Source organism: Nocardia concava NBRC 100430 (genome assembly GCF_000308815.1).
In the GTDB taxonomy this organism is placed as follows: Bacteria; Actinomycetota; Actinomycetes; order Mycobacteriales; family Mycobacteriaceae; genus Nocardia; species Nocardia concava.
In genome coordinates this window covers 1-14,412 of sequence record NZ_BAFX01000017.1, presented here as the reverse complement: position 1 = coordinate 14,412, position 14,412 = coordinate 1, and the positions used below count along the sequence as shown (strand labels likewise).

The following is a 14,412-nucleotide window of genomic DNA, read 5'->3' as shown; positions in this document are numbered from 1 at the left end:
CTACCTGCTGGTAACGGAAAGTCCGGATGTCAAGCGCCCCACCATGACCGCGCGCACGTGCGCGGGCACCGACGGCGCGAACTTGCGCACATACGCGTCGGTCCACTCCGGTCGATCCAGCAGGAACGGCAGATCGGTCGTCATCATCGAGCGCACCACCAGCATGGGCAGCGGTGCGTCCAAGGGGCGAAAATCCTTGTTCCACAATCCCGGTTGGTCACAGCCCGGATAAAATTGCCCCAGCATGATGCCGCGTTCGACGAACTTGCTCTTGAATTCCGCGTGCATCTCATCGATGAGCGTATAATCGGTCAAATTCGGGAATACCATGATCAATCCGCGCAATACCGATGTGGAACTGCCATTCCCCGTGGGCAGTTCGGGATAGAGCTCCAGCGCATCGGACAGAATCGCGCGTACCCATTCCGGCCGCGGTCGCACCGCCGGGACCTGCGCCAACCACAGCAGACCGCGCCGCAGCGACGGCTTCACATACGGGCAGACCGGCCCGTCTCGGCCCAGATCGTCGCTGGGCCGGGTCAAAAAGGAATCGGCCCAAGATCGAAATGCCGCGACCGTCGGCCGGGCGGCCGGGCACGATGCGGTATCCCCCAAAGCGGTGTCCCCCAAAGGAACCCATTGCAGCCCCGAGCGGGGGCCGATAACACGCTCGCTCATGACTCACCTCGGATGATCGAGCTACGGCAGAACAAGGCGCCGTTGCCCACATACATAAATGGTGCTCCGGTCATGGGCCGTTAACACGAGTAGTGCACTACCCAATTTGTCTCCACCGCCCCCTATTTCGGGGGGCAGGCCATTAAGAAGCGACCGTTCAGGCATTACCCGGAGCGATCAACGCAACACGCGTATCTGCTGCATCATGTCGTGGTCGGCGTGATCGAGATTGTGGCAGTGCCAGACGTAACCGCGGATCTCCTCGTGCCCTGGACCGTGCTCCCCCATCCCGGACATGGCCATATCCCCGGTCGGGGACATGGCCTCGGCGCCCGGCGGCACCCGGACGGGACTGTCCGGGTCGAAGCCGAGCTCCGCGACCGTGGGCCAGCGCACCAGCACCCGGGTGACGGCCTCGGTCGGGCATTCGACGGTGTCCTTCCAGCCCTTCTCCCAATCCGGGGGCGGCTGCAGCGGGCCCGCGGTGAAGTTGTCGACCGGAGGGGCCCAGCGGGTGCCGAAGGCCGGCGGCTGATCGGCATACCAGTAGTCGTAGGCCCGGATGGGCTGGCGGCCGAGGATGCGCAGCCGGGCCAGGTGGATGTGGACGGGATGGTCGAAGGAGGTGGTGTTGACGATGTCCCACTGCTCGACGGCCCCGGCCTTGGCCATATCGATGTCCGTGCCCTGGAACGGCAGATTGTCGAGCACCCCCATGCCCGGGAAGACGGCCGCCATCCGGGCGTCGTCGTTGTAGCCCATCAGGGTCACGGTGCGCACCGAGTCCGGCGCGGGCAGCTCGCCCAGCGGCTCGGGCAGTCCGGGACCGCCCCGCAACGTCGTGGGAATGACCGCGGGCGGGCCGTCCCCGGCCACCGTGAAGCGCATGATGTCGCGCAGCTCCGGGACCATGAAGAAGGTGTTGCCGATGTCGTTCAGCGCGACATTGATCAGATCCACCGCATCCCCGTCGCGCAGTCCGCTGAAGTCCACCAGCAGGTCCACGCGCTCGCCCGGGCTCACCCGGATGGTCGGCGTGGGAACGGGTTCGTCCAGCAGCCCGAGATCGCCCCCGATCGCCCAGATCGGCATGCCGTTGGCGAAGGTGAACACGTAGGCCCGCGAATTCGAGCCGTTCAGCAGCCGGAACCGGTAGAGCGTGCGGCGTACTTCCAGGCGCGGCCACACCACCCCGTTGACGCACGCCACGTCGCCCAGTTGCCCGGACTGGTTGTAGCCCTGCGGAAGATAGAGCCCGACCATGGGCTGCACGGTGCCGTCCGCGTTGAAGGTGCGGTCCTGCACGATCAGCGGGATCTCGAACTCGCCGCTGGGCAGTCCGAGCGGGTTGTCGGCCTCGCCGGTATCGAATTCGTCCCGGATGTAATACATTCCGGCCAGCCCGGCCTGAATGTTGAGGCGGGTGATGCCCATCGCGTGGTCGTGGTACCAGAGTGCCGTCGCCTCTTGCCGATTCGAGTACGTGTAGCTCGGCCGCCCGCCGTTGCGCCAGCCGATCAGCGGATGCCCGTCCGAGTCCGGGGAGTTCACCCCGCCGTGCAGGTGGACGGTGAAGCGCGGATCGGTGCGGTCCTGCTCGGTCACGCCGTGCATGGTCAGATCGACGTGTTCGGCCATCACGTGCGTGCCGAGATCGTTGCGGAAAACGATGTGCGCCTGCCGATCCCGGCGCGCCTCCAGGCACGGGCCCAGGATCTCCCGGGAGTAGCCCCAGCTGCGAGTCTCCGGAAGATCCCGGTGATAGCGGTGGATCGCGGAGCTCGCCGCCAATTCCCCTGCCGCCGGGACGGTTTCGGGTATCGGAAGCTCATCCACGAAGGGCTGCAAGGGCGGCGAGTGGTAGTTCAGCGGAGTCAGCGGCATGGACGGCAGCCGCGGCATCGGCAGCGGAGGCGGCGGCACCGGGGACGGATCGGCATGTGCGGTCGCGGCGACCCCCAGGCCCAGCAGGGCCAGGGCCCCCTTCAGGAACCCCCGTCGCGGCAGGTTCTCGCTCATGATCCGCCCCCGGTGTAGACCGTCCTCGGACTTCTCCGATTCTGTACCCGGGTCTCTCGGGCGTCTCGGGTCCTCGTGGTGATCGTTACCCGATTGCGTATAAACCGACGCCGCGGTGTGTTCTGGCGTTTGTGCGGTGATGGGACACCCCGACCCTGATCACCGTCGTCACACCGGACCTAACCGCTGGTCGCGCAGGATTCCTCCTCGGGCCGCTCCTCGTAGGCGGGAACCCACGACGAGGGGCGAGAAGTCAAGCGCCCCACCATGACCGACCGCACATGCGCGGGCAACGTCGGTGCGAACTTGCGCACATAAGCGTCCGCCCATTCCGGTTTGTCGAGCAGGAATGGGAAATCGGTCGTCATCATGGACCGCACCACCAGCATCGGCAGCGGCGCGTCCAATGGCCGAAAATCCTTGTTCCACAAGCCCGGTTGGTCACAGCCCGGATAAAACTGACCGAGCATTACCCCGCGCTCGACGAACTTGCTCTTGAATTCGGAGTGGATTTCATCGATCAGCGTATAATCCGTCATATTCGGAAATACGGTGATCATCGAACGCAACACGGAGCTGGAACTGCCGTTCCCCGTAGGCAGTTCGGGATATAGCTCCATTGCGTCCCGGATGATGGCCCGTACCCACATCGGTCGCGGCCGCGCCGCCGGGACCTGGGCCATCCAGAGCAGATTGCGCCGCAGCGACGGCTTGACGTACGGGCATACCGGTCCGTCCCTGCCCAGCTCGTCACTGGGTTGGGTCAGAAAGGAATCAGCCCAAGATCGAAAAGCCGCCACCGTGGACTTGGCGGCTGGGCACGATGATCCGGTCTCCCCCAAAACGGTGTCCCCCAAAGGAACCCATTGCAGCCCCGAGCGGGGGCCGATAACACGCTCGCTCATGACTCACCTCGGATGATCGAGATACGGCACAAGAGGGTGCCGAATCCATACACCCTAAATAGTGCGCCGGTCATGGGCCGTTAACACGAGTAGCCCGGTACCCAATTTCTCTACGCCGCCCCGAATTTCGGGGGCAAAGGGATAAAGAAAAGACCGGTCAGGCATTGACCGGTCTTTTCTACGAGCTTTGTATCAGGCCCCGATCAGCCGTGCCGCCAGGTAGCCCTCGACCTGATCCAGCGCGACCCGCTCCTGGGCCATCGAGTCCCGCTCGCGCACGGTGACCGCCTGGTCCTCCAGCGTGTCGAAGTCGACCGTGATGCAGAACGGGGTGCCGATCTCGTCCTGGCGACGGTAGCGGCGACCGATCGCACCGGCGTCGTCGAAGTCCACATTCCAGTTCTTGCGCAGCCGCGCGGCGAGGTCCTTCGCCTTGGGCGAGAGGTCCGCATTGCGCGACAGCGGCAGGACAGCCGCCTTGACAGGCGCGAGCCGCGGATCCAGGCGCAGAGTGGTGCGAGTCTCCATGGTGCCCTTGGCCGTCGGCACCTCTTCCTCGTGGTACGCATCCACCAGGAACGCCATCAGCGAACGGGTCAGACCGGCCGCCGGCTCGATCACGTACGGGGTGTAGCGCTCGCCCGAGTTCTGGTCGATGTGCACCAGATCCGTGCCGGAATGCTCGGAGTGGGTCTTCAGGTCGAAGTCGGTGCGGTTGGCTACGCCCTCGAGCTCACCCCACTCGCTGCCCTGGAAGCGGAAGCGGTACTCGATGTCCACCGTGCGGGTGGAGTAGTGCGAGAGCTTCTCCTTCGGGTGCTCGTAGAGCCGCAGGTTCTCCGGATCGATGCCCAGATCGGTGTACCAGGCCATGCGGGTGTCGATCCAGTACTGATGCCACTGCTCGTCCTCGCCCGGCTTGACGAAGAACTCCATCTCCATCTGCTCGAACTCGCGGGTCCGGAAGATGAAATTGCCCGGCGTGATCTCGTTGCGGAACGACTTGCCGATCTGCGCGATGCCGAACGGCGGCTTCTTGCGCGCGGTGGTCTCGACGTTCTTGTAGTTGACGAAGATGCCCTGCGCGGTCTCCGGACGCAGGTAGTGCATGCCCTCTTCGGATTCCACCGGGCCCAGGTAGGTCTTCAGCATCATGTTGAAGTCCTTGGGCTCGGTCCACTGGCCGACGGTGCCGCAGTCCGGGCACACGATCTTGTCCATCGGGACCGAATCCGGGTCGTCGATCTTGTTCTTCTCGGCGTACGCCTCCTGCAGGTGGTCCTGCCGGTGCCGCTTGTGGCAGTTGAGGCATTCCACCAGCGGGTCGTTGAACACCGCGACGTGGCCCGAGGCCACCCACACCTGACGCGGCAGGATGATCGACGAGTCGAGACCGACCACGTCGTCGCGGCTGGTCACCATGGACCGCCACCACTGCCGCTTGATGTTCTCCTTGAGCTCCACGCCCAGCGGACCGTAATCCCAGGCCGACCTCGTTCCGCCGTAAATCTCACCGCTCGGGTACACGAGACCCCGACGCTTGGCGAGATTGGCGACGGTGTCCACCTTCGACTTGGGTGCCACTTGAACGTTTCTCCATCCGTGTCCGGAAGATTGCAAAGGATTGACACCAGACTATCGGTCCGGGGCAATCGACTTTGCACCCAGTGCCCCTACAAGCTGGGGATGCAGGGCTGATCATGACCCGCCATAGTGGACGAACCACAACACAACAGGCGGGGGGGCGGCCATGTACGAGGTTCCATCGGGCCATTACGACGACGGCCGTGCGGGGCGACGGCCGCGGCGCTCCTATCCCTCCTGGCTGCCGGGCCCTTTGACACTGGCGATCTGCGTCATGGCCGTCGTGATCCTGCTGGCCTACGCCGTGCTCGCCGCCTGCGATACCCGGCCCTCGGCGAGCACCGGCACCACACCCACGGTGAACGACATCAAACGCGTGGACCCGAACCATCCCTTCGACAACACTCCCGCCGCGGTCTGGCAGGAGGGCGCGGCCGGCATCCAGCCGCCCGCCGCGACGGCGATCGGGCGGTATTCGGCCGAGACCGTGGCCGCGGCGATGGATCGCGCCAAGAACCTGATCGTGGCGGCCCGCCTGGACCGGCACGTGCTCGAAACCTACGACGCGGAACCGGTGCTGGCGCTGCTGGCGACACATCAGGTGGAGGACATCCGGCCCAAGCTGGCGGACCCGGCGGCCAGTTGGTGGGTGACCGAGAAGATAGCGCGTGAATATCCGCTGCTGCCGGTCTCACCGCGGGTCGACGGCACCATGACTCCGGGACTGAACGACAAGGGCGAGTTGGCGATTCGCACCAACTACCTGATCGCGTACGCCTTCACCCCGCCGAAGAACACCGAGTACTCGGCGATGGACATCGTGACCGTGGTGCGGCAGGAGATCGAATACGACTGGGTCGAGGACTCGACCTATGACGACGGCTCGCAGGGCATGTGGATCGGCGATGTGAAGGGCCACGCCTATCCGGTCAACTGCACCCTGGAGAAGAAGGGGTACCTGGCCCCCGACTACAGCAATCCTCCGACGCCCGGCGCCCCGCCCGCGCATCGCGCGGAGTACTACTTCGATCCCACGGTCCCGATCCCGCAGGACAGCAACTGCTGACCCGCCACGCCGTGGTCTTGTTTGACATGCGCAATCTTGCATATAAGAATGGCATCGGTTTCCAATAAGGAGTTGGTTCGATGACCACCGAGAGCGGCGCGCCCATCCGGCGCTCGCACGTCGCGACGGAGACCCCGGCCGCGATCCCCCATGACCCGTACCCCTACCGGTCGCCCCAGCCGCCGGCCGTGCCCTCGCGCACCATTCTCGACTCCGCCGGAGAACTCCTACGCGCCCTGGCCGCGCCGGTGCGCATCGCCATCGTGCTGCAGCTGCGCGAGTCGCCGCGCTGCGTGCACGAACTGGTCGACACCCTCGGGGTGACCCAGCCGCTGATCAGCCAGCACCTGCGGATCCTCAAGTCCGCGGGCGTGGTACGCGGGGAGCGCACCGGGCGCGAGGTCATCTACGAACTGGTCGACGAACATCTCGCGCACATCGTGATCGACGCGGTCGCGCACGCCGAGGAAGGGTGAGCCGTGGGAACGACCGAGAAGACCGTCGGGGTCCGCAGCACCCGGCAGCGCAGCGCCATCGCCGCCCTGCTCGCCGATATCGATGAATTCCGCTCCGCGCAGGAACTGCACGATGAACTCCGCAAGCGCGGTGAGGGCATCGGGCTGACCACGGTGTACCGGACGCTGCAGTCGCTGGCCGATGCCGGGATGGTCGACGTATTGCGTACCGACACCGGGGAATCGGTGTATCGGCAGTGCTCCACCGGGCATCACCATCACCTGGTGTGCCGGCAGTGCGGCAGCACCGTCGAGGTCGAGGGACCGACCGTCGAGGCCTGGGCCGATTCCATCGCGGCCGAGCACGGGTTCACCGATATCTCGCACACCATGGAGATCTTCGGCACCTGCCAGAACTGCGCCGAGGCGAAGGGCTGACAGCAGCCGCAACAACAAGCGCGCCCCTGCGTAATACGCAGGGGCGCGCCGCATCTCGTCATCCCGGGGACTCGGACTCAGACGGCGGGGACCGGCTCGGCGACCGGCTCGGCAGCGGGGCTGCGCAGGATGCCGATGCCGAGCAGGACCAGAGCGGCTGCGGCCCAGCACAACAGGACCGTCAGCGGGCCCGCGATGGAGGCGTCGCCGAAGAAGGCGGCCGAACGGAGCAGGGTGGCGGCGGCGCCGGGCGGGAGCAGCTGGCCGATGGCGCCCCACGGCTTGGGCAGCAGCTCCGGCGCGGAAGTGGCTCCGGAGAACGGGTTTCCGATCAGCAGCATGGTCAGGGCGGCGATGCCGATGCCCGCGGGGCCGATGACCGAAGCGAGACCGGCCACCGTTCCGGCGACGGCGAAGGAGACCAGTCCGGCGATCGCGGCCATCGTCAGGTAGGCGCCGGGCAGCAGGTGCAGCCAGCCCTGCACGATCGTCATGCTCAGCAGCCCACCGGCGATCGCGAAGGTGAGCAGGCCGACACCGCGGGCGGGCACCGACTTGACCAGCAGGCTCATCAGCACGCCGCCCGCCAGGCCGGACATGACCAGCGGGAGCACCATCGCGCCGAAACCGGCTCCGCGCGGATCGTGCGGGTCGGCGGCGACCACATCCTGCACGGGCGCGGGGGCGATGCCGTTCAGCTGCTGGGCGAAGCCGGAAAGCTGTTGCGCCACAAGTGGGCTCGCGGCCGAGGCGATCAGCACGCGGGGCTGTCCGTCGGTCAGGATGGCGCCGTAGACATCCCGGCTCGCGATGGCGTCGCGGGCGGCGGATTCGTCTGCGACGGTGCGGATGTCGAAGCCGCCGGGCTCGCGGGCGTTCAGCTGCTGGGTGACCGCGGCGGCCTGCGGGCCGGTGATGGCGATGGGCAGTTCGCGGGGCGCCACCCGGGCGGCGGGCCAGGCGAAGGCGATGAGCATGACAGCCTGGATGACGGCGGCGGCGAGGCCCAGCGCCAGCGCGAGGCGGAAAGCCTTGGGAAGGGGGTTGATTGCCGTGGCGGGCCGGGTGTTCTCCGACGGGCGCTGCGCAGTGTTCATGGCACTCTTCCAAAGAAAGCGAAGGTTCGTTCTTTTTGTTGGGACAAGGCTGACACCCGGCTGTCACCTTGTCAAGAACGGATATTCGTTTTACTTTGGGCGCATGCCCAGAGTCAGCGAGGAACACCTGGAACGCCGCAGGCAGCAGATCCTCGACGCCGCCCAGTCCTGCTTCGCCCGCAAGGGCCTGCACGCCACCACCATGCAGGACGTCTTCGCCGAATCCGGGCTCTCCGCCGGTGCGGTCTACCGCTACTTCAAGTCCAAGGACGACATCATCGCCGCCCTCACCACCGAGGCGAGCACCGAGCTGCACGCCACCCTCTTCGAGGCCGTGCACTCCGATCCCCTGCCCACCCCCGCCGAACTGATCCGCACCGTCGCCGAGGCGATCGTCCAGCTCAGCGCGCCCGGCGGCCCGGTGCACCTCATCCCCCAGGCCTGGTCCCTGGCCCTCACCGACCCCAATATCGGCGACTACGTGCGCACCACCCTGGGCGGCATCCGCCGCCTCTGGCAGGACTACGCGCTGCGCATGCGCGAAGTCGGCTGGCTGCCACCGGATTCCGATACCGACGCGGTCGCCAAGACCATGCTCGGCATCCTGCCCGGATTCATCCTGCAGCACCTGATCATGGGCGATGTGAATCCGGAGACCCTGTACCGCGGCGTCGAACTGCTCACGCCGGGCATGCGGGTCGGCACCCCGGCCGTGGCCGGGGCCGAGTCCTGACGGTCAGGGCAACAGGCCCTGCCGGGCGCGGCTCGCGCCGGAGAGGGTGAGCAGCAGGATGGTCGCCAGGGGCTCATCCTCGAGGCCAGCGGCGGGGAAGGTGTAGCGCAGGATCACGTCGGCCTGCTTGTCGCGGGAGACGACGGTGAGGGTGCCGAACTGCAGAGCGGCATTGCGTTCGGCGACGCGCTTGTGCAGTTGGGGTTTGACCGGGCGGTCCCAGGCCAGGATGCACATCATGGCCAGGACATCGAGGCCGGGCGAGAGGTTGACCCCGCGCAGCGAGCAGAGCGCGCCCTCGTATTCGAAGCCGAGACCGCCCTCCTCCTCTCGGACGTCGACGCCGTAGCGGATCAACAGGGTCTTGGCGCGGAGCTGGAGCTCCTCGGCCGGGGTGAGCTGATCGGTCATTTCACACCTCCGAAGCGGCGGTCGCGCTTGGCGTATTCGAGGCACGCGTCCCAGAGGTTGCGGCGGTCGAAATCGGGGAAAAGCGTTTCCTGGAAGACGAATTCGGCGTAGGCGGCCTGCCAGATCAGGAAGTTGGAGCTGCGCAGCTCGCCCGAGGGGCGCAGGAACAGATCCACGTCCGGCATATCGGGTTCGTCGAGGTAGCGGGCGACGGTGGCCTCGGTGATCTTCTCCGGGTCGATCTCCCCCGCCGCCACCCGGCGCGCGATTTCCCGTGCGGCGTCGGCGATCTCGGCGCGGCCGCCGTAGTTGACGCACATGGTGAGGGTCATCACCGTATTGTCCTGCGTCAGCTCCTCGGCGATCTCCAATTCCTTGATCACGCTGCGCCACAGGCGCGGTCGGCGACCGGCCCAGCGGACCCGGACGCCCATCTCGTGCATCTCGTCGCGGCGGCGGCGGATCACATCGCGGTTGAAGCCCATGAGGAAGCGGACCTCGTCGGGGCTGCGCTTCCAGTTCTCGGTGGAGAAGGCGTACGCCGACAGCCACTTCACGCCGATCTCGATGCAGCCCTCGACGGTGTCCATGAGCACCGCCTCGCCGCGCTCGTGCCCGGCGGTGCGCGGCAGCCCGCGATCCTGCGCCCAGCGGCCGTTCCCGTCCATCACCAGCGCCACATGCCTGGGCACGAACTCCGCCGGGATGGCGGGCGGCTTCGCCCCGGAGGGATGCGGCGACGGCGGCCGCACGACACGCTGCTCGTTCGATGACTTCCGAGTACCGATCACGCCCACCATCCTGCCCGACGGCTCGGACGGCCGAACGGGACCCACACGATTGGCGTGGAACCCCTACATTTCCTCCATCGAGCGGGCAGTGTCGTCCACCGACAGATCAGCGCGGGGCCAGGTAGGCGCGGTAGGTCCCGAACGGCAGAACGGCGTCGTAGACGAGGTCCCCGCCGGGCGTGAACTCCGAGATGCGCGGGGTCATGCCCCAGCTGACCAGGGTGTTGCCGTTCGGGAGGGTTTCGGCGTTGCCCATGGCGGGGGTGACGATGCCCTCCGGGTGCTGCTGGTTGCGGATCAGGGTGGCGCGCTTGGCGGCCGGGTCGATGTGGATCCACTCGACGCTCGACTTGCCCCGGGATTCCAGGCCGCTGGAGTTGTTGTTGAACAGGCGCAGGGTCGAGGCGTCGGTGAATTCGGCGTCGTGCTGGAAGGCGAATTCGACGCCGGGGTCGGCGGCCAGCGTCGGATTCTTGCCGCCCAGCTGCCAGAGGATTTCGCCGGTGTTCGGGTCGATGTCGTACACGGCCGCCGTATTGCGCAGGGAGACAATCAGATTCCCGGACGGATCCAGGCTGATCGAGTTCATGTGGTACGGGTCGTAGACGTCGCCGGTGAGCTTGCCGGAGGTCTCCGAATCGCTCAGCGGGACATGCTCGGCCGCGCTCCAGCGGAACAGCTGCTTGCCGGATGCCACATCGATGACGACGGCGGCGGTGTCGAACATCTTCCCGTTCGCCGGGCCGCCGATCGCGGTGAGATCGGTATCCACCTGCGGATACGAGGTGACCAGCGCGCGACCGTCCGGGGTGAGCCGGAATTCGTGCACATCCGCGCCCGCGCCGCCCGGATCCACGGTCGCCAGGACGTTGAAGTTCTTGTCGGCGATGACGCCCACGCCCGAGCCGTGCCCTGCCACCGTGCTCCCCTGCCACCAGGTGAGCACCGTGCGGCCCTGATAGGTCTGCGTCCGGAAGTTCGAGACATCCTGTCCCGCAGGGGGTTCGAATCGCTCGAGCTCCCGGCCGGAGCGGTCTGCGATGATGTTCGCGGGCCGACCGCCGGGTAGCGCCTGCGCCACGGTGCCCAGTCCGGGCACCAGCGCGGCCGCGCTCACGCCGCTGGTGTAGTAGATGAATCCGTCTGCCTCGCCGGGCTTTTCGACCTTCACCGTGTACGAGAACCCGCCGAAGGGCGAACTCGGTGTCACCGGCTCGGCTGCCGCGGTGGCGGCACCGGAGACGGCGAGGACGGCGGCGGTCAGCGCCACGGACGCGCGGGCGGATTTTCGAGGGGACGCGAGGAACACGCCGAGAACTCTAGGCTCCCCGATCTTCAGCTGCCCCGTATCGAATCTCACTGATCCTGACCACCGTTCGAGCCCCACTCACCGGGACTCCCAGGGTCAGCCGATCGCGGCCCCCGCGCGCTCCACGGCCTCGTGCGGGCGGGTGCGCTCGATCAGGGGCAGGGTGCGCAGCTGGCGTTCGAGGTGCCATTGCAGGTGCGCGGCGATGAGACCGCTGGCCTGGCGGCGCATGGTGTCGGGGATGGCGTTGACGCCGGTCCAGTCGCCGCGGTTGAGGGCGCTCATGTGGTCGAGGACGCCGAGCATCGGGGTGGCCGCGCCGGGCGGGCGGCAGTGCACGCAGACCGCGCCGCCGGCCGCCACGTGGAAGGCGCGGTGCGGGCCGGGGGTGGCGCAGCGGGCGCAATCGTCGAGGGCCGGGGCCCATCCGGCAAAACCCATGGCGCGCAACAGGAACGCGTCGAGGATCAATTCGTGGGGGCGATTCCCCAGCGCAATGGCCCGCAGCGCGCCCGCGGTGAGGGTGTGCAGGCGCGGGGCCGGCGCCCCCTCCTCACCCGCCAGCCGCTCCGCGGTCTCGAGCACCGCGCAGGCGGTGGTGTACCGGCCGTAGTCGGCGACGATATCCGCCGCGAAGGTCTCGACGGTATGAACCTGGGTGACAGTGTCCAGATTCCGCCCCGGATGCAACTGCACATCCACATAGGCGAACGGCTCCAACCGAGCCCCGAACTTCGACCGAGTCCGCCGCACCCCCTTGGCCACCGCCCGAACCAGCCCGTGCTGCCGCGTCAGCAACGTGACAATGCGATCCGCCTCGCCCAGCTTGTGCTGGCGCAGCACCACCGCATGATCCCGATACAACCGCACCGCAACAGTCTTGCACGCGGGACCGACCGAATGACGACGAGTCGGCGGGCGTGTGCCGATTAGTGGTTCGTTGGTGGGCGGTTGGCGGGAGGCCCGATGCTCGGACCATGCGAAAGACTCCCGCGGTGCGGTTCCCCCGAGCTTCGGCTCCGCGGTCCCTGCGTGCCGAGGGGCCCGTCGTGTGCACCGTCGTCCGGCCCCGGCGGGGTGGGCCGGACGACGGTTCGCACGAGGACCGGCGGCGGGATCGCTAGGCGGCCGCCCGGCCCCGAGACGTCGGCGGCGCGCCCTCACCTCAGCACCGCCGATGAGGTGGGATCGGTCCGAACCTCCCGCGCAATTCGGGCCGATCTTGCCGCGCACCAACATTGGACGTGTGACCAGAATCGCGCTACGTTACCCACGGGTACGGAAGAGACGGGATTCACATGACACTGGCGTCGGTTGGCGAGCTCGGACTGGCGGAACTCGCGGCGGCACTGGCGGACGGGACGCTCACCTCGGTACAGGCGACCACAGCTGTTCTCGATCGGATCGACGCGAGTCAGGGTGCGCTCAATGCCTTCCGGATCGTGCGCCGGACCGAGGCGCTCGCCGAGGCCGCCGAGGCCGATCGCAAGCTCGCCGCCGGGGAACGGGCCCCGCTGCTCGGCGTGCCGCTGGCCATCAAGGACGACACCGATCTGGCCGGTACCCCAACGGCTTTCGGCTGCGGCGGTGACTTCCCGGCGAAAACCGAAGACGCGGAAGCGGTTCGGCGGCTGCGCGCGGCCGGGGCGGTGATCGTCGGCAAGACCAATACCTGCGAGCTCGGGCAGCTGCCATTCACGAGCGGAGATGCCTTCGGGCACACCAGGAATCCGTGGAGCGCCGACCACACGCCCGGTGGGTCGTCGGGCGGTTCCGGTGCGGCCGTGGCGGCCGGACTGGTGCCCGCCGCACTGGGTTCCGACGGCGCGGGCTCGGTGCGCATTCCGGCCGCCTGGAACAACCTGGTCGGGATCAAGCCGCAGCGCGGGCGCATCTCGACCTGGCCGCTGCCGGAGGCGTTCTACGGGCTCACCGTGAATGGGCCGCTCGCCCGCACCGTCGCCGATGCCGCCCTGCTGCTCGACGCGGCCGCCGGGCCGCATCCCGGCGACCTGCACACCCCACCCGCGCTGCGCGTCTCCGATGCCGTCGGCCGCGATCCGGGCCGCCTGCGCATCGCGCTGTCACTGCGAATTCCGTTCACCGCCACCAAGACCGCGCTCGATCGCGAGGTGGAGGCTCGGGTGCACGCCACCGCGAACACGCTGCGCCGCCTGGGCCACCAGGTCACCATCGCCGATATCCACTACGGCGTCTTGATGGGCGCGACCTTCCTGCCCCGTTCCCTGACCGGCGTCAACCAGGCACTCGAGCGCCTCCCCAAGGCCCAGGTGGACCCGCGCACCACCCACAATGCCCTCGTCGGCCGCCTGCTGTCCCCGCTGCTGTTCGCGGCGCGGCAGGCAGAACCGTTGCTGCGCATGCGAATCGGCCGGATGTTCAACGACTTCGACCTGATCCTGGCCCCTACCACGGCGACCCCGCCGCCGGGTGTCCACGAGATCGACGGCATCAGTAACTGGGCCACCGACGAACTCATCACCGCCGCATGCCCTTACACCTGGCCGTGGAACGTCCTGGGCTGGCCCGCCGTCAACGTCCCGTCGGGCTTCACCGCCACCGGCCTCCCGGTCGGCGCCCAGCTGATGGGCCCGGCCAACTCCGAGCCCCTGCTGGTTTCCGTTGCCGCGCAACTCGAGTCGGAGCTGGCCTGGCACAAAACCCGCCCGACAGCCTGGTGGCCCCAGCCCTGAACCCGGCCCAACCTCGTCATTCCGGCGTGCTTTTGGCCGGAATCCACCCGGCTGCTGTGGATCCCGGCCAAAAACATGCCGGGATGACGGGGCTCAGAAACCGAGCTTGCCGAGCTGCTTCGGGTCGCGCTGCCAGTCCTTGGCAACCTTCACGTGCAGGTGCAGGTAGATGCGGGTGCCGAGGATGTGCTCGATCTGCTTGCGGGCGTTGG

At 67.5% G+C, this 14,412-nt stretch carries 14 protein-coding genes and 1 pseudogene; 5 read left to right on the top strand and 10 right to left on the bottom strand.

The window, feature by feature from the left end:
• The 4 genes from ON43_RS04535 to ON43_RS04520 all read right to left on the bottom strand — a co-directional run bounded on the left by ON43_RS04535 (position 1) and on the right by ON43_RS04520 (position 5,186).
• A complete protein-coding gene (locus ON43_RS04535; RefSeq protein ID WP_373283390.1) occupies positions 1-678 on the bottom strand; it encodes a DUF6875 domain-containing protein in 678 nt (225 codons plus the stop codon).
• Between the two features lie 177 nt (positions 679-855).
• Positions 856-2,697, bottom strand: a complete 1,842-nt coding sequence (locus ON43_RS04530; RefSeq protein WP_040803875.1) for a multicopper oxidase family protein — start codon at positions 2,695-2,697, stop codon at positions 856-858.
• A 179-nt stretch (positions 2,698-2,876) separates the two neighbouring features.
• Positions 2,877-3,602, bottom strand: coding sequence for a DUF6875 domain-containing protein (locus ON43_RS42125; RefSeq protein ID WP_245568470.1), 726 nt, complete (start codon positions 3,600-3,602; stop codon positions 2,877-2,879).
• Positions 3,603-3,794: 192 nt separating this feature from the next.
• Complete coding sequence (locus ON43_RS04520) at positions 3,795-5,186, bottom strand: glycine--tRNA ligase (RefSeq protein WP_040803874.1); 1,392 nt, start codon at positions 5,184-5,186, stop codon at positions 3,795-3,797.
• 166 nt (positions 5,187-5,352) lie between these two features.
• On the opposite strand from ON43_RS04520, the gene ON43_RS04515 reads away from it, so the two are divergent.
• The 3 genes from ON43_RS04515 (at position 5,353) to ON43_RS04505 (ending at position 7,145) form a co-directional block, all read left to right on the top strand.
• A complete protein-coding gene (locus ON43_RS04515; protein ID WP_157513896.1) occupies positions 5,353-6,252 on the top strand; it encodes a hypothetical protein in 900 nt (299 codons plus the stop codon).
• Between the two features lie 80 nt (positions 6,253-6,332).
• Positions 6,333-6,728, top strand: a complete 396-nt coding sequence (locus ON43_RS04510) for an ArsR/SmtB family transcription factor (RefSeq protein WP_083913156.1) — start codon at positions 6,333-6,335, stop codon at positions 6,726-6,728.
• 3 nt (positions 6,729-6,731) lie between these two features.
• Positions 6,732-7,145 carry a Fur family transcriptional regulator gene (locus tag ON43_RS04505; protein ID WP_040803868.1) on the top strand — a complete coding sequence of 138 codons (414 nt, stop codon included), beginning with the start codon at positions 6,732-6,734 and terminating at the stop codon, positions 7,143-7,145.
• Positions 7,146-7,222: 77 nt separating this feature from the next.
• Here the strand turns inward: ON43_RS04505 and ON43_RS04500 are convergent, their stop codons facing one another.
• Positions 7,223-8,242, bottom strand: a complete 1,020-nt coding sequence (locus ON43_RS04500; protein WP_245568469.1) for an ABC transporter permease — start codon at positions 8,240-8,242, stop codon at positions 7,223-7,225.
• 103 nt (positions 8,243-8,345) lie between these two features.
• On the opposite strand from ON43_RS04500, the gene ON43_RS04495 reads away from it, so the two are divergent.
• A complete protein-coding gene (locus ON43_RS04495; protein WP_040803865.1) occupies positions 8,346-8,975 on the top strand; it encodes a TetR/AcrR family transcriptional regulator in 630 nt (209 codons plus the stop codon).
• A 3-nt stretch (positions 8,976-8,978) separates the two neighbouring features.
• On the opposite strand, the gene ON43_RS04490 is transcribed toward ON43_RS04495, so the two are convergent.
• The 4 genes from ON43_RS04490 to recO all read right to left on the bottom strand — a co-directional run bounded on the left by ON43_RS04490 (position 8,979) and on the right by recO (position 12,356).
• Positions 8,979-9,386: a hypothetical protein gene (locus ON43_RS04490; protein ID WP_040803863.1), complete on the bottom strand. Its 408-nt coding sequence runs from the start codon at positions 9,384-9,386 to the stop codon at positions 8,979-8,981.
• A complete protein-coding gene (locus tag ON43_RS04485; protein WP_040803860.1) occupies positions 9,383-10,186 on the bottom strand; it encodes an isoprenyl transferase in 804 nt (267 codons plus the stop codon). Before ON43_RS04485 ends, ON43_RS04490 begins: the two co-directional genes overlap by 4 nt.
• A gap of 97 nt (positions 10,187-10,283) precedes the next feature.
• Positions 10,284-11,537 (bottom strand): arylsulfotransferase family protein, encoded by a 1,254-nt coding sequence (locus ON43_RS04480; protein ID WP_245568467.1) that lies wholly within the window; start codon positions 11,535-11,537, stop codon positions 10,284-10,286.
• Positions 11,538-11,582: 45 nt separating this feature from the next.
• Entirely contained in the window at positions 11,583-12,356 is a 774-nt protein-coding gene (gene recO, locus ON43_RS04475) for a DNA repair protein RecO (protein WP_040803855.1), read from the bottom strand.
• 428 nt (positions 12,357-12,784) lie between these two features.
• On the opposite strand from recO, the gene ON43_RS04470 reads away from it, so the two are divergent.
• Positions 12,785-14,200: an amidase gene (locus ON43_RS04470; RefSeq protein ID WP_040803852.1), complete on the top strand. Its 1,416-nt coding sequence runs from the start codon at positions 12,785-12,787 to the stop codon at positions 14,198-14,200.
• A gap of 93 nt (positions 14,201-14,293) precedes the next feature.
• Here the strand turns inward: ON43_RS04470 and ON43_RS46050 are convergent.
• Positions 14,294-14,412, bottom strand: a pseudogene (locus ON43_RS46050) (GTPase Era); the annotation flags it as partial.

Excerpts from the sequence above, each read along its gene's own strand:
- ON43_RS04535 (WP_373283390.1), bottom strand. The coding sequence starts at position 678 with ATGAGCGAGCGTGTTATCGGCCCCCGCTCGGGGCTGCAATGGGTTCCT.
- ON43_RS04530 (WP_040803875.1), bottom strand. The coding sequence starts at position 2,697 with ATGAGCGAGAACCTGCCGCGACGGGGGTTCCTGAAGGGGGCCCTGGCC.
- ON43_RS42125 (WP_245568470.1), bottom strand. The coding sequence starts at position 3,602 with ATGAGCGAGCGTGTTATCGGCCCCCGCTCGGGGCTGCAATGGGTTCCT.
- ON43_RS04515 (WP_157513896.1), top strand. The coding sequence starts at position 5,353 with ATGTACGAGGTTCCATCGGGCCATTACGACGACGGCCGTGCGGGGCGA.
- ON43_RS04510 (WP_083913156.1), top strand. The coding sequence starts at position 6,333 with ATGACCACCGAGAGCGGCGCGCCCATCCGGCGCTCGCACGTCGCGACG.
- ON43_RS04500 (WP_245568469.1), bottom strand. The coding sequence starts at position 8,242 with ATGAACACTGCGCAGCGCCCGTCGGAGAACACCCGGCCCGCCACGGCA.
- ON43_RS04495 (WP_040803865.1), top strand. The coding sequence starts at position 8,346 with ATGCCCAGAGTCAGCGAGGAACACCTGGAACGCCGCAGGCAGCAGATC.
- ON43_RS04490 (WP_040803863.1), bottom strand. The coding sequence starts at position 9,386 with ATGACCGATCAGCTCACCCCGGCCGAGGAGCTCCAGCTCCGCGCCAAG.
- ON43_RS04485 (WP_040803860.1), bottom strand. The coding sequence starts at position 10,186 with ATGGTGGGCGTGATCGGTACTCGGAAGTCATCGAACGAGCAGCGTGTC.
- ON43_RS04470 (WP_040803852.1), top strand. The coding sequence starts at position 12,785 with ATGACACTGGCGTCGGTTGGCGAGCTCGGACTGGCGGAACTCGCGGCG.